The organism is Agarivorans sp. OAG1, assembly GCF_037076485.1.
Classification (GTDB): domain Bacteria; phylum Pseudomonadota; class Gammaproteobacteria; order Enterobacterales; family Celerinatantimonadaceae; genus Agarivorans; species Agarivorans albus.
In genome coordinates this window covers 4469735-4490416 of record NZ_AP028990.1, presented here as the reverse complement: position 1 = coordinate 4490416, position 20682 = coordinate 4469735, and the positions used below count along the sequence as shown (strand labels likewise).

Annotated in this window: 20 protein-coding genes; 6 read left to right on the top strand and 14 right to left on the bottom strand. The window is 45.5% G+C overall.

Annotated features, from left to right (window positions below; all coding sequences use genetic code 11):
* The first annotated feature begins 57 nt into the window (after nucleotides 1–57).
* Nucleotides 58–1035, top strand: a complete 978-nt coding sequence (locus OAG1_RS20385) for a D-cysteine desulfhydrase family protein (RefSeq protein WP_338622526.1) — start codon at nucleotides 58–60, stop codon at nucleotides 1033–1035.
* Nucleotides 1036–1072: 37 nt separating this feature from the next.
* Nucleotides 1073–1303, top strand: coding sequence for a DUF2789 family protein (locus OAG1_RS20380; protein ID WP_338626450.1), 231 nt, complete (start codon nucleotides 1073–1075; stop codon nucleotides 1301–1303).
* Here the strand turns inward: OAG1_RS20380 and OAG1_RS20375 are convergent.
* The 3 genes from OAG1_RS20375 to OAG1_RS20365 are packed head-to-tail and all read right to left on the bottom strand — an operon-like array spanning nucleotide 1300 to nucleotide 3561.
* A complete protein-coding gene (locus OAG1_RS20375; RefSeq protein WP_338622525.1) occupies nucleotides 1300–1485 on the bottom strand; it encodes a hypothetical protein in 186 nt (61 codons plus the stop codon). The two genes, OAG1_RS20380 and OAG1_RS20375, sit on opposite strands and share 4 nt — an antisense overlap.
* A gap of 22 nt (nucleotides 1486–1507) precedes the next feature.
* Nucleotides 1508–2131: a response regulator transcription factor gene (locus OAG1_RS20370; RefSeq protein ID WP_338622524.1), complete on the bottom strand. Its 624-nt coding sequence runs from the start codon at nucleotides 2129–2131 to the stop codon at nucleotides 1508–1510.
* A complete protein-coding gene (locus OAG1_RS20365; RefSeq protein WP_338622523.1) occupies nucleotides 2128–3561 on the bottom strand; it encodes a cache domain-containing protein in 1434 nt (477 codons plus the stop codon). Before OAG1_RS20365 ends, OAG1_RS20370 begins: the two co-directional genes overlap by 4 nt.
* A gap of 246 nt (nucleotides 3562–3807) precedes the next feature.
* Here OAG1_RS20365 and dctP point away from each other — a divergent pair, with 246 nt between their 5' ends.
* The 3 genes from dctP to OAG1_RS20350 all read left to right on the top strand — a co-directional run bounded on the left by dctP (nucleotide 3808) and on the right by OAG1_RS20350 (nucleotide 6784).
* The gene (gene dctP / locus OAG1_RS20360; protein ID WP_016403100.1) at nucleotides 3808–4881 is read left to right on the top strand and encodes a TRAP transporter substrate-binding protein DctP; all 1074 of its coding nucleotides are present in this window, start codon (nucleotides 3808–3810) and stop codon (nucleotides 4879–4881) included.
* Between the two features lie 84 nt (nucleotides 4882–4965).
* Complete coding sequence (locus OAG1_RS20355; protein ID WP_016403101.1) at nucleotides 4966–5466, top strand: TRAP transporter small permease subunit; 501 nt, start codon at nucleotides 4966–4968, stop codon at nucleotides 5464–5466.
* A 25-nt stretch (nucleotides 5467–5491) separates the two neighbouring features.
* Entirely contained in the window at nucleotides 5492–6784 is a 1293-nt protein-coding gene (locus OAG1_RS20350; RefSeq protein WP_152782935.1) for a TRAP transporter large permease subunit, read from the top strand.
* Nucleotides 6785–6845: 61 nt separating this feature from the next.
* Here the strand turns inward: OAG1_RS20350 and OAG1_RS20345 are convergent, their stop codons facing one another.
* The 10 genes from OAG1_RS20345 to OAG1_RS20300 form a co-directional block, all read right to left on the bottom strand.
* A complete protein-coding gene (locus OAG1_RS20345; RefSeq protein WP_338622522.1) occupies nucleotides 6846–8759 on the bottom strand; it encodes a methyl-accepting chemotaxis protein in 1914 nt (637 codons plus the stop codon).
* A 135-nt stretch (nucleotides 8760–8894) separates the two neighbouring features.
* Nucleotides 8895–10583, bottom strand: coding sequence for an NAD-dependent malic enzyme (locus OAG1_RS20340; RefSeq protein WP_338622521.1), 1689 nt, complete (start codon nucleotides 10581–10583; stop codon nucleotides 8895–8897).
* Between the two features lie 810 nt (nucleotides 10584–11393).
* Nucleotides 11394–12011: a molecular chaperone TorD gene (gene torD / locus OAG1_RS20335; RefSeq protein WP_338622520.1), complete on the bottom strand. Its 618-nt coding sequence runs from the start codon at nucleotides 12009–12011 to the stop codon at nucleotides 11394–11396.
* Nucleotides 12012–14480, bottom strand: a complete 2469-nt coding sequence (gene torA, locus OAG1_RS20330; protein ID WP_016403106.1) for a trimethylamine-N-oxide reductase TorA — start codon at nucleotides 14478–14480, stop codon at nucleotides 12012–12014. It lies immediately after the preceding gene.
* Nucleotides 14481–14493: 13 nt separating this feature from the next.
* Nucleotides 14494–15675: a pentaheme c-type cytochrome TorC gene (torC, locus tag OAG1_RS20325; protein ID WP_016403107.1), complete on the bottom strand. Its 1182-nt coding sequence runs from the start codon at nucleotides 15673–15675 to the stop codon at nucleotides 14494–14496.
* 58 nt (nucleotides 15676–15733) lie between these two features.
* Nucleotides 15734–15904 carry a trimethylamine N-oxide reductase system protein TorE gene (gene torE, locus OAG1_RS20320; protein ID WP_016403108.1) on the bottom strand — a complete coding sequence of 57 codons (171 nt, stop codon included), beginning with the start codon at nucleotides 15902–15904 and terminating at the stop codon, nucleotides 15734–15736.
* Between the two features lie 117 nt (nucleotides 15905–16021).
* The gene (locus OAG1_RS20315; protein WP_338622519.1) at nucleotides 16022–16636 is read right to left on the bottom strand and encodes a tRNA-uridine aminocarboxypropyltransferase; all 615 of its coding nucleotides are present in this window, start codon (nucleotides 16634–16636) and stop codon (nucleotides 16022–16024) included.
* A 44-nt stretch (nucleotides 16637–16680) separates the two neighbouring features.
* Nucleotides 16681–17478, bottom strand: coding sequence for a LysR family transcriptional regulator (locus OAG1_RS20310; RefSeq protein WP_338622518.1), 798 nt, complete (start codon nucleotides 17476–17478; stop codon nucleotides 16681–16683).
* The gene (locus OAG1_RS20305; protein WP_084681958.1) at nucleotides 17468–18325 is read right to left on the bottom strand and encodes a LysR family transcriptional regulator; all 858 of its coding nucleotides are present in this window, start codon (nucleotides 18323–18325) and stop codon (nucleotides 17468–17470) included. Before OAG1_RS20305 ends, OAG1_RS20310 begins: the two co-directional genes overlap by 11 nt.
* Nucleotides 18326–18374: 49 nt before the next feature.
* Entirely contained in the window at nucleotides 18375–18758 is a 384-nt protein-coding gene (locus OAG1_RS20300) for a hypothetical protein (RefSeq protein WP_016403112.1), read from the bottom strand.
* A 286-nt stretch (nucleotides 18759–19044) separates the two neighbouring features.
* Between OAG1_RS20300 and OAG1_RS20295 the strand changes: the two genes are divergently transcribed.
* Complete coding sequence (locus OAG1_RS20295) at nucleotides 19045–19254, top strand: hypothetical protein (protein ID WP_016403113.1); 210 nt, start codon at nucleotides 19045–19047, stop codon at nucleotides 19252–19254.
* On the opposite strand, the gene menE is transcribed toward OAG1_RS20295, so the two are convergent.
* The gene (menE, locus tag OAG1_RS20290) at nucleotides 19224–20630 is read right to left on the bottom strand and encodes an o-succinylbenzoate--CoA ligase (protein WP_338622517.1); all 1407 of its coding nucleotides are present in this window, start codon (nucleotides 20628–20630) and stop codon (nucleotides 19224–19226) included. The genes OAG1_RS20295 and menE overlap by 31 nt on opposite strands.
* Between the last annotated feature and the right edge of the window lie 52 nt (nucleotides 20631–20682).

Below are 20682 nucleotides of genomic sequence, written 5' to 3'. Positions count from 1 at the left end.
TTGCTCTTTTCCCTTTTAACGGCTTAAGTAAGGTTAATCTAACAAAAGGGAAATAGCATGAATTGGCAACATCAGCCCAGACAATCTTTAGGCTTCTTTCCCACGCCTGTTCATCCATTAAGCAACCTCTCCGCGCATCTTGCCGGTCCGCAAATCTATATAAAACGCGATGACTTAAGTGGCCTAGCCTTGGGTGGAAACAAAGTGCGTAAGCTGGAGTTTTTGTTAGGCGATGCCATGCAGCAGAAGGCCGATTGCATAATTACTGCAGGCGCAGCTCAATCCAATCATTGTCGTCAAACGGCCGCTGCTGCGGCTAAGCTTAATTTACCCTGTTATTTGTTGCTAGGTGGCAGTGCACCAACCCTCGCTCAAGGTAATGTGTTGTTAGACAAACTTTTCGGAGCAACCATTATTTGGGCTGGCCAGCAACGTAAAGGCGAGGGCATTGAAGAGCTAGCACAGCAACTTATGCAAAAAGGTATGAAGCCCTATGTTGTTCCTTACGGTGGCTCTGATGCCATAGGCTGCTTAGGGTTTACAGCTGCATTGCATGAGCTGCAACAGCAAATTGATGAGCTGGATGAAATAGTGTTTGCTTCTAGCTCTGGTGCAACTCACGCAGGTTTAATGTTGGCTAAGGCTGAGTTAGGTTTAGATGTAAACTTGCGTGGTATTAATATCGACAAGCTAAACCATGGGCAGCAAAGCTTTAATCAAACTATTGCTGATTTAGCCAATAGTGCGGCCAAGCAATTTGCCCTGGATAAGAGTTTTACTACTAATGAGGTTTGTTTAGATGACAACTACCTCGGTGAAGGATACGGCATCATTGGCGACGCAGAACGCGAAGCGATTATGCTGTTGGCTGAAACCGAAGGCATTTTATTAGACCCAGTTTATACCGCTAAAGCGATGGCGGGTTTAATTGCTAGAGTGCGCCAAGGGGCTTATAGATCTGATCAAAACGTATTGTTTTGGCACACTGGTGGAACACCCGCATTGTTCGCTTATGCTGATGACTTGTTATCTTAATGCCAACTAAATTTAATAAGAGAAAGGAGAGTAAGTGATGGAATCTGCTATTCACACTTTAAGTGATTTGTTTGCCCAGCTTGGTTTAGATCCTTCAATTAATGCCATCGCTGAGTTTGTGGCAGAACGTGCTCCAATACCGAGTGAAGTGCCATTGCATCAAGCGGCTTTTTGGACACCCACTCAGGCTGCATTTTTATTAGAAGCAGTGCAGCAAGATGCTGACTGGGCAGAACTTGTAGACCAATTGGATGTAATGCTGCGCTAGTTGTGCTCTTTGTGTTTTTCTAAACAGCGTAAAGCCAGCTCTAGGGTGGCGCTAAAGTCACAAGCGAGAGTATTGCTGGCGCTTGCTTTACAAGACCCACTCACGAAGTGAACTTGCTGCTTTGGCTGCTGGGTAACTGGTGGCTCTTCAAACTGTGGCCTAATTTTTACGGATTGATTCAAGCTTGCCCCTTTAAGTGCTTAATTAACTATCGCTACCATAGTGTTCTATGGCGTATTTAATCATGGCTGCACTGCTATCTAATTCCAGCTTTCTACGAATTTTTAAAGTATGGGTTTCTACGGTTCGAATGCTTATCGACAGGCTATCAGCGATTTTCTTATTGCCACAACCGGTGGCCAGTAAGCGTAATACCTGCTGCTCGCGCTTGGTTAAACTGGCTTTGCTAGCACTAGGTTCGTTATCAAATAACAGCTTCGACACACCTGCGCTAATGTAGCGTCCACCATTGGCAATCGCTTCCAATGCGCTAATCAGTTCACTAGATGCAATATCTTTGAGCAAGTAACCCTTAGCACCATTACGCATGGCGTTTTGCACGTATTCTTTATTGTCGTGCATGCTTAACATCACCACTTTGCTGTTAGGGCTTTGCTCGGAAAGGGCCTCTAACAGCTGAATGCCATTTAACTTAGGCATATTAATGTCGGTTAATACTATGTCTGGGTTCAGTTGTTGCGCCATGGTAAGCGCTTGCTCGCCGTCAGCAGCTGTACCTACAACGGTAAAGCCAGGGTTAGCCTCCAGTCGCATTTTGAGGCCATCTTGTACTAAGGGGTGATCGTCCACCAATAGAATTGAGGTCATACCGTTTGCTCTTGAATTGTGGCGGGTATAGTTTTCTCTACTTCATATAGCGGTACTTTTATGGTGATCAGTGTCCCTTCTCCTAATTTGCTATCTACATCTACTTGACCATCGATGTGGGCAATCCGCTCAAAAATATTGCGTAAACCCAAACCGCTACTGGCCAGCTCTGGGCGTCGAGTAAGTTCTTTTATCGAATGGCGTCGCACCTTTTTACCCATTACAAAACCAGTGCCATTGTCCCTAATTTTCATCACCAACAATTTGGCTTGCTGGCTTAGCACTATGTCTACTGTATCTGCTTGCGCATGTTTTTCGACATTTTGTAAGGCTTCTTGGGTAATCCGATAGAAGGTTGTTTCCACGGTAGATGGAAGGTTTAGATTATCAATGTCGCACTCTAAAAACACATCTATTCCTGTACGGTGTTCAAATTCCTGGCAAAAACCTCCCAATGCGGCGGCTAAACCTAAGTCATCCAGTACGCTGGGGCGGAGGTCTTTTGAAATACGACGTATCTCACCAATCGCTTCGTTAATGGTATCTAATCCTTGATTGAGGCTATCACTGACCGAGCTAGGGGTGCTGTTACATTCTGTGGCGCTTTCTAAGCGATACTTAATGGAAACCAATAATTGGTTAATACCGTCATGCAGTTCGCGCGATACCCGTTGGCGTTCTTGTTCTTGAGAATCAATAATTCGTTGGGTGAGTTCTTTGAGCTTTTTGTCGGCCAGCTTGTGCTCCGAAATGTTCAAAGATGCCCCCAAAAAGGCGATTAAAATCCCCGAAATGGTGGTAATTATGAATAACCAAATAAAAGTGCGATTAATGTTGTTTTGGGTTTGTGCTTCAAGTTTTGCCAGCTCTACATCTACATCGTCTAAGTACACGCCGGTGCCAAACATCCATTGCCATTTATCTAGCATCACTACGTAACCCAGTTTCTTAGTTCGCTTTCCGGTGCTGGGTTTTTCCCACAAATAGTTACTAAAACCGCCGCCTGCTTTGGCTTGTGCAATTAAGTCTTGAATGAGGTAGGTGCCCTCAGAATCCTTAAAGTCCCACAAATTTTGCCCCACTAATTCCGGCTGAATTGGGTGAACCAAGTTGACGCCTTTAAGGGTGTAAGCAAAGAAGTAACCGTCTTCGGCAAAGCGTAAACGGTTGAGCAATTCTCTTACCTGTTGTTTGGCTCTCTCATCATCGGCTGCTGCAGGTTCGTATATGTCACGAATGCTGGCAAAAGCTTGGTCAATGTGGTTTTGCAGCTCTAGGGTTTTGCTGCGCATGATGTTTTCTTTAATTAGCGCTAATTGTTGCTCAGTTAGGATGGAAGATTGCTTAAAAACCAAGGTGGCAATTAGTGCGGTAACACAAAGCAAAGGAACAATAGATAACAGGATAATTTTAAATTTGAGGGACCACATCTCGTGACGGCCTAACTAAGAGAATGTTAACTATATGTTAATCTATGCGATTTTTCAAAAATAGTGATCTAGCTCTCGCTTCTACCAAAGTCTAGCCTGTACGTGATCTTACGTAGAAAAAAACCGTGTATTGCCGGATAGGTTTTATTGTAACAACTCGCTAACATTAAAGGTGACCATTAAGCAGTTGGTTTACATTTAAAACATCTAACCAACAATGGAAAAAACAACGAAAGGGAGAACAACATGCTTAAGTCCCTCTGCAGTAAAACCCTGCTGGCTTCTGCGATTATTGCGTTTAGTTCGGCTGCCGTAGCTGCCGACAAAGTATACAAACTAAAATTGGCTGAAACCTGGGGCCCTAACTTCCCAGTTTTCGGTGATGCAGTAAAAAACATGGTGAAAATGGCCGATGAGATGTCTAACGGCCGCTTAAAGATCCGCGTTGACTCTTCAAACAAACACAAAGCACCTTTTGGGGTATTTGATTTGGTTAAAAGTGGTCAGTACGACTTAGGCCACACCGCGTCTTACTACTATAAAGGTAAGGTGCCAAACACTCTTTACTTCACTACCATGCCATTTGGTATGAATGCACCAGAGCAACACGCGTGGCTGCAGTATGGTGGCGGACAAGACTTGATGAATCAAGTATACGCTGAGCATAACCTGGTACCTTTCCCTGGCGGTAACACTGGGGTGCAAATGGGCGGTTGGTTCCGTAAAGAGATTAACTCAGTTGAAGACCTGCAAAACCTAAAAATGCGTATTCCAGGTTTTGCCGGCGAAGTATTAGCTAAGCTTGGCGCAACGCCAGTAAACATTCCGCCAGGTGAGTTATATACCGCGCTTGAGCGTAATACTATCGACGCACTTGAGTGGGTAGGTCCTTCTTTAGATCTACGCATGGGCTTTCACAAAATCGCCCCTTACTACTACATGGGTTGGCACGAGCCAGCTACCGAGTTGATGTTTATTGCTAACAAGAAAAAACTCGAAAAAATGCCAGAAGATTTACAGGCAATTCTAGCGGTTGCGATGCGTAAAGCAGCTTACGATATGTTTATTCATTCCTATGCTGAAAGCGCCAAAAACTGGCAAACCATGTTGCAAGAATACCCGAATATTCAGGTTAAAACTTTCCCTGCAGAAGTTATCAAAGCACTTAAAAACGCTAACGATGACTTGCTAAAAGAGAAAGCTGCTGCAGACCCAATGGCCGCTAAGATTATTGAGTCACAACAGCAATACATGAAACAAGTTCGTGCCTACACAGCAATTTCAGAACAAGGTTACTTAAACAGTACTGAAGGTTTGTAGTAGAGAATGGGGCTGCAGCTGCAGCGTGGCTGTAGCCCCATCAGCTAAACCAAAAAAGCAATTATTTTGCTTGGGAGGCTAGGGATGTTGCGTTTGCAACGAGCGGTAGATGGATTTTCCAAGGGTATAGCAGGCCTCACCGCGGTGTTAATGCTGCTAATGTTAGTAAACATTTTTTATGACGTGGTCATGCGTTATTTTTTTCGCTCCAGTTCTATTGGTATGCAAGAGTTAGAATGGCACTTGTTTGCTGCCATGTTTTTATTAGGAATTGCCTCTACGCTGCAGGCCGAAGGCCATGTGCGGGTAGATATTATCTACGACAAGTTAGCGGCGCGTAAACGTGCTTGGATTGACAGCCTAGGCGTCGTATTTTTCTTGTTCCCTTTTTGTGGCTTGATTGCTTGGTACGGTTACGACTTTGCATTAGAAGCTTACAACTTAGGAGAAACTAGCGGCGATCCGGGTGGCTTACCCTACCGCTGGATAATTAAATCAATGATTCCAATTTCGGCTATATGTCTCGCCATAAGCGGCTTTGGAATGTTACTCAAAAACCTCATTCAGCTGCGAAATAACGCCTAGCTCATAACAAGAAAAGGAAGTTGTCATGATTGGGATTGTCATGTTTTTCGTGGCCTTGCTAATGCTGCTCACTGGTTTTCCAGTCGCCTTTGTATTTGGTGGAGTTGCACTAGTATTTGGTATCTTTGCCGAAGGTATCGATCTATTTGCTTTTATGCCTTATCGCATAATGAGCATCATGCAAAACTCGGTACTAATGGCCGTACCACTGTTCATTTTCATGGGCATTGTATTGCAGAAAACCCGCCTTGCTGAACAGCTGCTCGAAGCAATGGGCCAATTGTTTGGCCGGGTGCGAGGTGGTTTGGCTGTATCCACTATTTTGGTGGGCGCGCTACTTGCTGCGTCTACCGGTGTGGTTGGTGCCTCCGTAGTGGCAATGGGGGTTATCTCCTTGCCAGTAATGCTTAAATATAAATACGATAAGCGCTTAGCCACCGGGGTTATTTGTGCCTCTGGGACACTTGGACAAATTATTCCTCCCTCTATCATCTTGATCATTCTTGGTGATGTAATGGGCGTGCCGGTAGGTGATTTGTTTAAAGCTGCACTACTGCCTGGAGCAGTGTTGGTAGGTGCCTTCATCATTTATGTTCTAGGCGTATCGTTTATTCGCCCAGAAGCCGCTCCAGCTTTACCTAAAGATGAAGCTGCAGGCCATGGCGTGCAACCTTGTTGGAATGCCTTTAAAGCCATTGCTCCACCCTTAGCCCTAATGATTGCAGTACTTGGCTCGATTTTTTACGGTATTGCTACGCCAACAGAGTCTTCTGCTATTGGCGGCATAGGTGCAATTCTTTTATCGATTATTTATCGCCAGTTTTCTTGGAAGATTATCTACGAAGCTGCTATCGAAACGGTAAAAGTTACCTCGATGGTATTTGCTATCTTCATTGGTGCAACGGCCTTCTCTATGGTTTTCTCGTACACTGGTGGTGAAGAAGTTATTGAAGAAGTGATGACTAGCTTACCGGGTGAGAAATGGGGCTTCTTAATCTTAACCATGATTGTGATTTTGATTTTGGGCTTCTTTATCGACTTTGTTGAAATCTCATTTATTGTGGTGCCTATGTTGTACCCAGTGGCCGAGATTTTGGGCATTGATTTAACCTGGTTTGCGATTCTAATTGCTATGAACTTGCAGACTTCGTTCCTCACACCGCCCTTTGGCTTTAGTCTGTTCTATCTCAAAGGTGTTGCCCCGCCCGAGGTGCAAACTACCGATATCTACAAAGGCGTGATGCCATTTATTATTTTGCAGATATTGGTATTAGCCTCGATATTGGTATTCCCAGACTTCTACGGCTTTGGCATGTAGTGCATAGTGAGTTAACAACAAAGAGGCCCAAGGGCCTCTTTTTATTTGCGTAGAGTTTAGTTTAAAGCTTAAACGTTCCCACCAAATCTGCCAGCTTGTCGGCGAGCTGTTTTAAGGACTCGCTAGCTTGAGAAAGCTCTGATGCTGTATCGGTAGCCTGCTGCGTACTCAAGTTAATCTCTTCAACGTTGCCATTTAGCTCACTCACGACTGAAGACTGCTCTTCGGTAGCCGTTGCCACTTGAATGTTCATGTCAGAAATCAAGGTTACTCGTTTAGAGATCTCTTGTAGGGCTGAATAAGCATGCCCAGCTTCTTCGGCGCCTTGGCTGCTCATGCCACTGCTTTGTTCAATGGCACTAACTGCTTGGCTGGCTTGTTCCTGCAAGTTGTTAATCATCTGCTGAATTTCATCGGTGGACTCGGCAGTTCTACCCGCTAAGTTACGCACTTCGTCTGCTACCACCGCAAAGCCGCGGCCTTGCTCACCGGCTCGTGCTGCTTCAATGGCTGCGTTAAGTGCAAGCAAGTTGGTTTGCTCTGAGATGCCTCTAATAACGTCTAGAATGCCACCAATTGATTGACTACTTTCGGCTAATGAAGAGACCACAGTAGCTACTTGTTGCATTTCTTCGGCTAAGCGCATGATGTTGTCGCGCGCTCGCAGCACCACTTGTTGGCCTTTATTAGACTCTTGTTCGGCATCTTGTGCTGCATCTGCCGCTTGAGACGCGTTACTGGCAATTTCGTTAACTGTGGAGCCCATTTGGTTAATTGCAGTGGCTACTTGAGTTACCCTATCTTGTTGATGTTGGGTATTTTCTAGGGTGCGTTGAGATTGATTGGCGACCGAGCGTGAGGCATCTCCTAGGTTTTCGCCAGTTTGCGCTACTGAACTCACCGAGCGATGGATTTTTTCGATAAAACTATTAAACCCTTTGGCGAGTTTAGCCATTTCATCGTTACTTTCGGTATCTAAGCGTTGGCGTAAATCACCTTCTCCTTCACCTAAGTTTTGGAATACGTCGGCAAGTTTAGCAATTGGTCGTGTAATAGTACCCGCTAACCAAACAGCGACTAACAAAAAGACGCCAATCACCAGTAAGGTGGTGACAATCATGTAGTAGCGTGAACGATTGAGTTCTTCAAATACTTCAGCTTTTGGCACTTGGGCAATTAAGTACCAGTCCATAGACTCGATGTAGCTAGAACTTAGTAACAATTGCTGGCCTTGGTAGTTTACTTCTACCAAGTTAAAGCCTTGTTTATTAAGTAACGAGGAGGTGGCTTGACCAAATTCATCTGTGAGTTTGAGCTTGCCAACAAGCTCGTTGTTACGATGCAGGCGAATCACACCCTCACCGTCACTAAGGAATACAAAGCCGCTCTTCTCAATTTTAAAACTGTCGAGAAAAACGATCATCTCTTCCATGGTTTTTGACACCCCTGACATAACATGGCCATTTAACTGTTGGTAGTTTAAAAACAGCTTGGTTTCTTCGGTTGAAGAGGTGTAAACACTTACCATGGTTTCTTGTCCAGATTCTCTAAACTTAAAAAACCAGCCATCACGCTCGGGGTAGAGTTGTCTTAAAAAGCCATTTTGATTCCAGTAATTGGCATTTTTGCGGTTAGATACAGACGCATCAGCTAAGTCATATTGTTGTTTTAGGCGTGTAAGTAATTCTATTAATTGTGTTTCTGAGTCGGGTTTACTGGATTTCAGCACTCGCTCTTCAACAAAAGTATTGTTAGCTAGCTGCTCTGCTGCTTGCAATAACACTGTTACTTCTTTATCAATTCTATTGCGAATTTGCTTGAGCAGAGCGGGTAGTTCTTTATCAACCATTCGGCGTTCGATGATGTTTTGCGCCTGATTCTGGCTGAACACTCCGATAATGCTGGTGGAAGCTAGTACTGCTAACACGATGGTGATCGTCAGCTTTTTACGAATAGTGAGTTGGTTGAAGAACATTACCTCTCCTTGCTTGCCAACGGGCAATCGCTAGTAATATAGGATGGAAACTTAAAATGATTACGCTGGCTAAGTTGCTGCCAGCGCATACGTTTAAAATCTGTAGCTTTGTGAAAACTATGAAGTTAAGTGTAGTTAAAAAGAAGTTCGTTTGTAGTGGCGATACTCAGGTTTCCAAAAGCTGGCTTCAATAGTTTGCATTAGCACTTCGTCGGTGGTGTTTACCGCTAAGCCTTGTTGCATGGCAGTTTTGGCTACCGCGTAAGCGATGTGCTTGCTAACTAGCTGAATTTCTTCAAGCGGTGGCAGTAAGGCTCCCTCACCATCGTTAGCTAATGGCGAGCATTCGGCTAAGGCGCGGCTGCTGGCGATGAGCATTTCGTCACTCACTCTGGTGGCCTGACAGGCTAATACGCCTAAGCCAATACCTGGGAAAATATAGCTGTTGTTACACTGGGCGATAGGAAAGGTCTCTTCGCCTAGCTTCACCGGCGAGAATGGACTACCAGTTGCGACCAAGGCTTCGCCATTGGTCCAACGAAGTATGTCTTCAGGCAAGGCTTCAACTCGGCTGGTGGGATTGGATAGCGGCAATACGATAGGTTTCTTGCAGTGCTGATGCATGCCTTCAATCACTTGCTGAGTAAACACGCCTGGTGCACCAGATACACCAATAAGTACCGTAGGCTTGCCATGCTCCACAACATCTAACAGCGACAAAGCATCGCTATTAAGTCCCCATTTTTGCTGAATATTGGCTGATTGCGCCAAAGCTTGTTGGAAGTCGAGTAGATTAGGCATGTTGTCTTGCAATAAGCCCCAACGGTCAACCATGAAGATTTGGCTGCGGGCTTGCGCTTCGCTAATGCCTTCTTCCACCATCGCCCGCACTATCGCCTCGGCAATACCGCACCCTGCTGAGCCGGAGCCAACAAAGGTAACTCGTTGCTCTGCTAAGTTAGAGCCAGCTGCCTTACAGGCTGCCAATAAAGAACCCACAGTTACTGCGGCGGTGCCTTGAATATCATCATTAAAACAGCAGAATTGATCTTTGTAACGCTGCAATAAAGGCATGGCATTTTTTTGGGCGAAATCTTCAAATTGAATCAGCGCATCTGGCCAGCGGACTTTTACCGCCTGCATGAATAATTCTACAAATTCGCTATATTCATCGCCGCTAATTCGTTGATGGCGCCAGCCCATATACATCGGGTCATTGAGTAGTTGCTGGTTGTCGGTGCCTACATCTAACACAATTGGCAGGGTGTAAGCGGGGCTGATACCGCCACAAGCCGTGTACAGTGATAGTTTACCAATAGGAATGCCCATGCCGCCGATGCCTTGGTCGCCTAAGCCGAGGATCCGCTCGCCGTCGGTCACTACAATGATTTTCACATTGTGGCGAGTGGCATTGTTTAGCAGCTCGTCGATACGGTGGCGGTTAGGGTAAGAAATAAATAAGCCACGTGAGCGGCGGTAAATATTAGAGAACTGCTCACAGGCCGCACCCACGGTAGGCGTGTAGATAATCGGCATCATTTCGCTGATGTGATCTTCTACTAAACGGTAAAACAAAGTTTCGTTAGTATCTTGAATGTTGCGCAGGTAAATATGGCGGTCTAAGTCATTAGTAAAGCTTTGATATTGCAGATAAGCACGCTCAGTTTGTTCATCGATGCTTTCGATGGTCTCTGGCAACAGCCCTTCTAAATTGAAGAAAATACGCTCTTCTTGGTTAAAGGCACTGCCTTTGTTTAATAAGGGGGTCTCAAGTAATGCTGGACCTGCGTAAGGAATATAGAGCGGGCGTTTTTTATCATCCATGGTAAAGCTCATCTGCTGCGGCTAAGAAGCGGTATTTTTTCACAGATTTGTGTTTAGGTCATGAACTATACCAATCGTACTAAGTAACTGTTCATTCTATCTGGTTAAAATACTCGATAACTGCGTTAGAATTTTTGATTGTAGAATAACTGCTTATCGAAAAACCTGCCTTATTCTCGAGTGTTTTTCCTACGATATTTCTGATCACTTACTTAGTGTGATTGGTATTAAACCAAAGGAATGTAGATAGATTGTTGCATTTTGGGGCGTTAGAAATAGACCAGCCGGCACCGCTAAAAGATAGGAGGGGCGTAACGCCTAACAGTTGAGGTATTACCGCCCGGGCATCTAGAAGCGACAACCGACTTAATTTAACTATAAAATAGTTTGCCTTTAATGCGAGATAAATGTTGTGAAAATGTTAACTTGGTGTCATTTGCTCGGCTAAGTGTATGAAATATCGACAGCGGGCGACAGGACTTACTATAGCCATATAATGAGTAATGGTTTAAGTGAGCGACTAGCTAGACACTAGGGCCTGTTGATCTTTGCTGATGGTTTTTACAGCAATTTATTAGCCATTTAGGCAAGGCAGTGAGTGTGAAGTTAAGTGGGCTTAATAATCACTCGCTAACGCTGAATAAATTGCTAAGAAATGCTGCCCGAAGGGTTCAGATAAGCGAACTATACTCTTCGTTGAACACTTTTCACTTAGCCCACTAGGTTTCAAAGTGCTCGCCGCGATTAAAGCCCGCTTATCTTGAATAAAATTTCAACACCAAAGATCAACAGGCCCTAGTCACGTTTAACTTATAACTCGCTTAGCTCTAATTTTAAGTAGCCTACGAGTAATTCGGCAAAGCCTTGGTAAAAGCCGCCTTTGCTAACCTTGCGTAAGGTATCAAGCCATAGTGGCAACCAACACAGCAGGTGCTGATTAATAAAATCAGCTTGTTGCTGCGCTGGAGCATCGCGCAAAATTAAATTGCCAAGGTAATCGAGCTGAATCGCAAGATGATCCGCTGGCTCATTAAAATTAGGGTCAACTTGCAGGCCTTGGCTTACTAGCAAGGCACGCATTTTTTCATGTGGCTCTTGAAACATCAGCTTGTTGGCTGACAGGTAAACCGAGGCATAAGGTGGTGCACCTACTTTGCTGTCACTTAAGAACTGCTGGCAAAAATCTGCTGCTAGTTCTAGCTCTGGGTGTTTAAAGGCGCTCAACTTTGCCAAATGATTTTTAATCATGGTAACAGCCGAGATTAGCTCGGCTGTGTCTGCTAATTGCTTAAGCAGCTGTGCTCCTTCACCAGAGGTATAAGAAGCAAGCTGTTGCTTATCAAGCTCTTTGGTAAAAACCGTTGCAAACCACCAATAGATGCTGGCACGAACTTCGTTCTCTTGGCTAACACTAGCGGCGATTGTCATCTACGACATCTCCTTAGGGCCGCCAAAGGAGCTTACCGCAGGTGCTTTACCGGTGAATTTCTCGTATTCAACCAAACAGGTATTAGCGCTGGTGGCTTGAGCTAATTGCGAGCTGCCAATATCCATGGTTAGGGTATTAGGATCGCCATAGGTATCTAGTGCGCCAATGGTTTCATCCACAGGGCCATACCAAGCACCCTCTTGCAGGCGAGCAACACCTTTGGCATAGTCTTCGGACACTACCGCGCCAGCCAGCAATTGCCCACGTTTGTTAAACACTCGAACTAAATCGCCATCTTTAATGCCACGCTTCTTGGCATCTTCTGGGTTGATATACAGTGGCTCGCGGCCTTGCACCGCATAGGTCGCGCGAAACTCTTCTGAGTCACACATTTGTGAGTGCAGGCGTTTGTCGGGGTGACAAGACTGCAGCCAAATGGGGAATTCTTCAGAGCCTGGGCCGCCGTGCGAGCGTTCGGCTTTTTCGAACCACATTGGGTGGCCTTGGCAATCATCGTAGCCGTAGCGATCGATTTTGCGGCTAAATATCTCAATGAAGCCGGATGGCGTGCCTAAAGCGTTAATTTCAGGATCTTCTCTGAAGTCTGCTTGGCGGGTCCAGTTTTTGCCTTTGCCAAAGTCTACCCAGCCTTCTTTCCAAAAGGTCATGAAGTCTGGCATATCAAACTTAGCTTTGTTGGCCGCGGCGCACTCATCATAAAGTTGCTTCACCCATTCCATTTCGGATTTACCTTGGGTGTATTCTTTACTCTTACCAAAGCGTTGGGTAAGTAAGGTGAAAATCTCAAAATCGGTTTTAGATTGATACAGTGGGTCAACCAACTTGTGCATGGCAATAATGCCGCGGTTGCTGTAAGAACCGTACAGATCTAAATCGTTACGCTCCCATTGGGTACACGCTGGCAATACAATATCTGAGAAGCGGCAACTGGCGGTCCAAGTAAAATCTATCGAGACCACGGTTTCCAGCTTTTGGAAGGCCTTCTTCATGCGGTTGCGATCTTGGTGATGATGCCAAGGGTTACAGCCAGAGAACACCATCATCTTGATGTCGGGTAAGGTGATTTTGGCGCCATTAGCATTTATCACTTTGCCGGGTTCCATAATGGCATCAATCCAGCGCGCTACCGGAATGGTGCTGCTATAGCCTTTAAAGTCTTGGTTCATATGAACCCGCTCATTAGGTTTGTCTGGATTACGTGGGAACGCGCCAGGCGCTGCCGCACCGGTAGACGGTACGCCAATAGAGCTGTAGTGGTGAGCATAAGAAACCCCACCACCTGGCAAGCCAATTTGCCCCAACATGGCCGCGATAACCGCGCCCATCCAATAAGGCTGCTCGCCATGTTGCTGACGTTGAATACACCAGCCAAAAATAAGCTGGGTACGGTCGCTAGCTAATAAGCGGGCAAATTCTCGAATTTCATCGGCTGGTACACCACAAATAGCTTCTGCCCATTCTGGTGTTTTTTCTACTTTGTCTTTAGATTCGCCAGTTACATACGGAATAAAGTCTTCAAAACCTAAGGCATAGGTATTGAGGAATTCCTTGTCGTACAGCTCTTCGGTATAAAGCGTGTGGGCGATGGCCAGCATAAACGGGACATCGGCTTGTGGATTAACGTAACGCTGCTCACAATCGAGGTACTTTTGAGTTTTAGTGCGGACTGGGTCAACACTAATTACCCGAATTTGTTTGTTAGCAACTTTGTCTTTAAGTTGCTCCAAATATTCAAAGGATTCGTGAGTCTCGCAGGCCCAACCTACTTGTAGGTTTTTCATCAAATCGGTGGCCCATAAGACAACTGTTTTACTGTTATCTAAAATTAAGGGCCAAGAAGTACCTTGCGCGTATACCTCGGTAGTACCAAGTACATAAGGCATAATGGTTTGCCCTGCACCGGTAGAGTAGTCGCCTACTTTATTCACCGAGAAACCATGCATGGCTACTGCGCGTTGCATGTGGTTACCGCAGGAGTGAACTTGGCCGGTTTGACGCCAACCGGTTTGGCCGGCATGCAAGGCCCAAGGGCCATAATCTTTTTGTACGCGTTCTAGCTCTTGGTAGAACAGGTCTAAAGCTTCGTCCCAAGTGACCCGAATAAAGCGATTATCACCGCGTTGTGAGGTATCACTTTTGTTGCGTTTTAGGTACCAATCGTAGCGCACCATTGGGTAGCGAATACGAGAAGGACTATACAAAATACCTTTAATGCCTTTGAGCATTTCGGTGGGGTATTTATCTGCTTCAAAGGGTTTTATTTCTTGCACTTTGCCTGCATACACGCGGGCACGAAACGCGCCCCAGTGCGAGCCTGAAACCTTCCAGCTTCCGGCTGTTTCAGCAGCGGCTGCATCGTTAGACACTGCCAATAAACTTGGGCCGATCAAAGTACTAGCGCTGGTGGCTAAAATGCCTTTGAGAAAACCGCGACGAGTAATTGCCATGTTAATCTCCTTGTTAGTGGCCAGCGTCAGAAAAATCTGATGAATGTTTTTGAAGGTATTTCAATACCAGCGCTTGAGTATCACCGTCTAAATTCACAAACGACAACATACCGTTAAACATACCTGGCCAGGTGTTGGTGTCGAAGTGATTTTCAGCAGGCTGGGTATGACATACACTACATGCCGTATCATAAGTGGTTTTGGCAAACTGCCAGAGGGTATCGCGTGAGTCGGTCAGTGAACCGTTACGCATCCATAGCGTGATTGATACCTTCTGCCACGGCAAACCAGTTAAGTCATCTTCTTTGGTTTCGCCTTTTTGCATAATGCTGTCGTTTTGAGCCACTTCTTTGGTTAAGAAGCCATCGTTAATGTTCATGGCAAAGTCTTCAAACAGTACTCGACCAAAACCTTTGGTTTTACGCCAGCCGTCTATTTCTACTTGAATGGCATCGCCTTTAATGTCGAGAACCTTAACTGCAGTAGCCGCATTAAGTTGGCCTGCTTCTTCGCTAAGTTCGGCGTTGGTGAACATTGGCAGTTGACGCACGCTGTAGTATGTTTCGCCTTTTTTGTAGCCCGATGTTGCCATCTCCTCGAGTTTGGCTAAGGTGCCTTCGCCCGAATTCATGTTTTCTGGGAGTTCGTGGGCAATACCTTTGTGGCAGTCAATACAGCTTTGGTCGCGCTCGGCGGCCATTTTCATTTGCACTTGGGCGCGCTCAGACATGGAGTCAAAGTCCATGCTGTTGTAGTTGTGACAGTTTTTACATTCTAAGGAATTATTGGCAGTGAAACGGTCCCATTCGTGTTGGGCTAGTTCACCGCGTTTTTCTAAGAACTTCTCACGGGTATTAATGGTGCCAAATATTGCGCCGTATACTTCTTTAGACGCTTGCATTTTGCGAGCGATTTTGTCGGTCCAATTATGGGGTACGTGACAATCTGGACAAGTGGCACGTACACCTGAGTTATTTTTCCAGTGCACCGTGTCTTGCAGTTCTACATAAACGTTGTCGGCCATTTCGTGGCAGCCAATACAGAACTCTTCGGTATTGGTGGCTTCTAGTGCGGTATTAAAGCCGCCCCAGAAAATGATACCAGCAACAAATCCGCCAATAGTCAAAAAACCAAAGCTTAAATGTACGCTTGGTTTGCTCACTATTGACCAAAATTTCTTCAGCATATTTTTCATGGTGGTGTCTCACATTGCTGCGAATTATTTAATTATTAAAAAAGAAAGAGCAGAGTTATTAACCGTGTCCCGGCGGACCCATCATTATCTGGAGCATCCAAACGATAAAGCCATAACCGCCTACGGTGACCACTGCCAAAATAGGAAAAAGCACAACGGCGATAAATAGAAATACCTTCCACTCATCCATTTTGCTGGGGCTGTCTTCCACCACATTATTCTTAGACATGCAAAAGAGCTCCTACATTAATGTTATGTATATAAATTTAACTTAGTCTTGATATGTAAGTTTGACCAGTTTCACGGCTGTTTTTTGTGCTTATCTGTGTCACTGAGCAGCAGCAATTTAGTAGCGTTTTTTTACCGCCGCTGGCATTGCTGAAAGTTGTTGGTTTGCAAGGGCGCGTAGTATACCCACTAAAGGAGTAGGGTCAAACATTTCTAACTGATTTAGAGTGTATCCAACAGCCTCTATGGTGGATAAGCCTTTATCTATCGAGGTTTTTCGTATTTTATATTGCCCTTGCGGGGCGTGCTCGAAATGAAATTGTTCTAAACTTTGTAGCCAGGGATTGAGGTGCCATAATTTTTTGGCTTTTCGCCAGGTACCGTCAAGTAGCAATATTGTGGCGGGGGAGCAGTCTGCGGTGTAAGCTGCTTTTTGAGTATTGCTTAGCTGCTCTAAAGCTTGGCTGCTTTGGCTAGGGTAAATCAGCAAAAATTGATGTGGAGCTTGTTCCACTTGCTGTTTTAAATCGGCAAAATCGTCGGCATTTTCACCCACTATTATCGTTGCATTATCCAGAGCTAAACAAGCTAGGTGAGCGGTGCTTTTAGCGTGTTGTTGTTCGCTGGGGTGCTGCAAAATAATCACCGGGTGACGATGTGAACAACTGGGGATGTTTGCGCATAAACAGTGGCTTTGAGGGCGCAAGCAGCGCTGGCAACGAACTCGACTCATTGATCTCTTAGTTTAATAAAGGCGGGCCAATTATAAGCTATTGTTTAGGGTAATTCACAATACTCTGCCTGTTGCTGTAGTAGCCAGCTCTTAATGTCTTCTGGGCAGTGATGAGATAAATGTAAGTAGGTCGGTAACTCTGCGATTAAATCAGGCCAAGCTTTAAATTGTCCTTCGGCGAGCCGAGATTCGACACTTATTTGTGGCAAAATTGCCCAGCCTAAAGCGGCTTCTAACGCATCCAGCAACAAGGTCTCTCCAATAAACAAATTACTTTGCTGCGGCTCGCGAATATCAAACAGCTTTAAGTGGCCATCAAAGCGTTGCTGATGATTAACCAACTTGGGGTGAGCTACTTTTATCAACTTGGCAGGGCGCCAACTAAGCACTTGAGTATTGTTCTGTGGGCTTTGCGCCGAAAAGCTAAAGTGAACATGTTGCTGACTATTACCGCTGAAATGCAAATCCAGTAAGGGATCAAAACGCTGTAATTGGTTGGCTAACAAGGTAAGCCACGGACTAGGAAACCAGGCTTGATAGCTAATACTTAACTTGAGGCTCTTGCCTAGTTGTAAATGGCGGCAGTGGCGCTGCAGTTCGTGATAGCGGCTTACTATTAACTCAGCCTGCTCTATTAAAGCAAGCCCAGCAGAGCTAAGTGGAAAAGGTGCCGCGTGTTGGTTGAACAAGCAGCAGGCGAGTTGCTTTTCTAGTTGGTCAATCCGCTGTATTACCTGTATTTCGGTGCACTTAAGCTGCTCAGCACACTTTATTAAATTGCCATGCTTGGCGAGGCAAACAAAGGCTTCTAAGGCTGCTTGTTTGGCTTGTTCATCCATCATAGGCACTCAAACTTAACAGGTTTAAGCACTGCGCTACTTGGCTGTCGTGCTGGCTATTTAGCCAAAGGATTTCTATTTCTAACTTGGTTGGTGAGAAGTAATTACTTAGGTGTAATTCTATTAAGCTGCCATTACGAAAACTGGACTCCAACCAATGACGTGGAGCGATGGCCCAGCCCATTCCAAGTACTAGCAAATCGTGCAGCATTTCTCGGTGACTGAGCTGCCAGCAGCTTACTCGATTAAGTTGTAACTCTAAGGGTAAATGGCTTAAACACAGTTGACGATGGCGCTGTAGCTGCTCAGCGCTGAGCTGCTGATGTTTGCTCAAACTATGGCGAGCAGCGCAGGCCAGAGCCAAACTTAAATTACAGTAGCGACGCGAATGCGTTTTAGGCGGCTTGTTTTGCTGCGCCACCCGCAGTGCTATGTCGATATTGCCATTAACCAATTGCTGCTGGAGTTGGCGGCTACTTAATTGCACCAGTTTTAGTTGTTGCAGTGAGAGCTCGCTAATAAAGCGCGGGTAACATTGTAATAAGCTTTGGCTAGGTACAAATTCGTCTAAACCAATCACGATTTGTTGAGGTTGTGGTTTATCTACCGGGCTTTGCAGAAAGTTATCTAGTTGCAGTTGTAGTTGCTTAGCGCGCTGGTAAAGCTGCTGGCCTTGTTCGTTTAAGCGGCTGTAGTCGGGGTCGAATAGCGTGCAGTTTAATGATTGCTCTAAGTCGGAGAAAATCTTTCTTCTACTACTAGAGCTGGTCATCTCTGGGTAATGGTGGCGTTGCTCATAGGCTTTAACAAACCGGCTGAGCAAGCCAATATCCGTGTGCTGCATTCTCATAGGCCATGATCTTAGTGTCTTTTAAGGCTAGCAGAGAATGGCTGAGCTGTTAGAACATGTAGCGAACACCTGCACTGGCTTCGAGCTTCACTTCAAGGTCGTCAATCACATACACAATCGGTTGAAGCTCGGCAAAGAATCGAAATTTATCAACTACAGTATGTGCTCCAAACACTGCACGAGCACCTAGCTTATGATGGTGGTGATCGCTCCATTTACCGCCAAAGCCGTAATAAAAGTATTGTTGCTCAGGAAAACCAATGATTTTATCGCCACTTAAAGAGAAGTCGTTAAGTCCTAGGTTCACTCGAATATCGTTAAACTGAGCGCTAATACCATTGTCGCTGCCTACCATTACCCCAAGCTCGGGATTAGCATTGCTCGAAAATGCCACTAAACAAAGTGCCCCAGCACCAAATACTGCAATTTTCATAGTTACCTCATTTATTGTTTGTCGAGCATTCTAGAGATAGCTCATCACAAGGTAAACCACTAGGCTGTTGCTTTTATCGACAGCCCTGCCCAGATATCGTGACAGGCTAAGCTAATTTAGCTAAATGCTGCGAAATAGTGCTTGTTGAGGGGGTAAATGCGTGCTAAATGTAAGGTAAGTGGTTGTTTCCAATTGTTGGTCGGCTACTTTATGAGGTTGTTGAGAGTGATTTTTTTTGGCTCTTCAGCTTCTAAGCGCTAGCTATTTTTAGTCGTAAGGAGTGCTTATGAGAACAGAACAAGCGTTCGCAAATACCGGGTTGCTAAGCCGTTACTTAGCAGAAAGAGAACAATTTTTTAAAGGAGCATGCTGCTTTGTTCCTGATTCCCACTTAAGCCTTAAAGAGCAGCAACACAGTGCCTTACAACACGCCTATCAACAATCTTGGATTAGCATTTCTGAACTTCAACACTGGTCACAACAACTAGACTTGTGATTAGCCAATGTGCTCAACTCGTTGCGCGAAGGTTTCAGCGAGTTGTGAGCCGGTAATTCAAAATAGGCGATCGGTAGTTTGATCGCCGCAAGCTGCTGACGTAAAAACAGATTCAGCTGCTGCTTACTAAGCTTTTGTTCTGCGTTAATAAACGCCACCGGACATTGGCCGTACTCACTGTTTTGTTGTGCCACCACTACCGCCTGATTGATCATCGGGTGTTGCAATAGTGCTAGCTCTATTTCTTCCGGTTGAATGTTTTCACCGGCACAAATAAACATATTATTGCTACGCCCCAGAGTGTGTAAGTGTGCGCCTTCGATTAGCCCCCTATCACCGCTGTTAAACCAGCCATCTGGCTCACAGGCTTTTAAAATTTCGCCATTTTTCCAGTAACCCAAGAACAAGGTTTTACCGCGTAGGTAAATCTCGCCTTGGTGTATCTTGGCGCGGCGATGCGGCAAAATCTGATAAGCACTTTGGCCTAAGCGGTGATGGCGGGTAGCGATTTGCGAGCTCATTTCACTACTGCCATAAGAGCTATATACTTGAAAGCCACGGCTTATGGCTTCTTCCAATAAACTGTCGTTACACGCTGCGCCACCAATTAAGATGTGTTTGAGCTTAAGGCTATGCGCCCAAAATTTTGCTTGGGTGAGTAGCCTATAAAGTTGAGTTGGCACCAACGATACATGGGTGGTGTCGCTGCCCAGTAAATCAGGAAATACTCGCCCTTTGTTTTGTGCCACAACTATGCGCGCGCCAGCTAGTAGGCAGCGCCATACAATGGCCTGGCCGCCAATATGGTAAAGCGGTAAAGACAATAACCATTGGTCTTGGTGCTTGAGAGGAATCATCGCTTGCGAGCCCTGAGCACTGTAGTAGTGATTTCGCCAGCAGTGCACCACGGCTTTAGGCGGGCCACTGCTGCCAGAGGTAAACACCATACTCATTGGGGCTTCGCTGTTGAGTTCAATACTGGCAGAGCAGCTAAGCTCTTGGTGCGGGTTAAACTCTACTCGCTTAGCTTGCTGTAAGCTGTAATCTAAATCACTCCAATAAAACTGACAGTCTACTGTTTCACTTAAAGCCTGTAATTGCGAGAGCGGGTGATGATGATTAAGCGGACAAAAGATATAGGCTAGTTCCAAACTAGCTAGCTGCAACAGCAGCATACGCAGTGGATCTTCGCCAAAGCAGCACACTCTAGAGCCTTGTGTCACGCCTTGCAGACGCAACTGTTCAGCCGTGGCTTTTACCATGACATAAAGCTGTTGATAGCTAAGCTGCTGTTGGCCAATGCTCAGGGCAATATGTTCTGGGCGAAGTTGGCTTTGCAGTTGCAGTGCGTGGGTAGACAAAGAATGGGCGCTCATAGCAGCATTATGCCGCAAATTGTGAAGCTTGTCGCCGCTGGCAAACATCGCC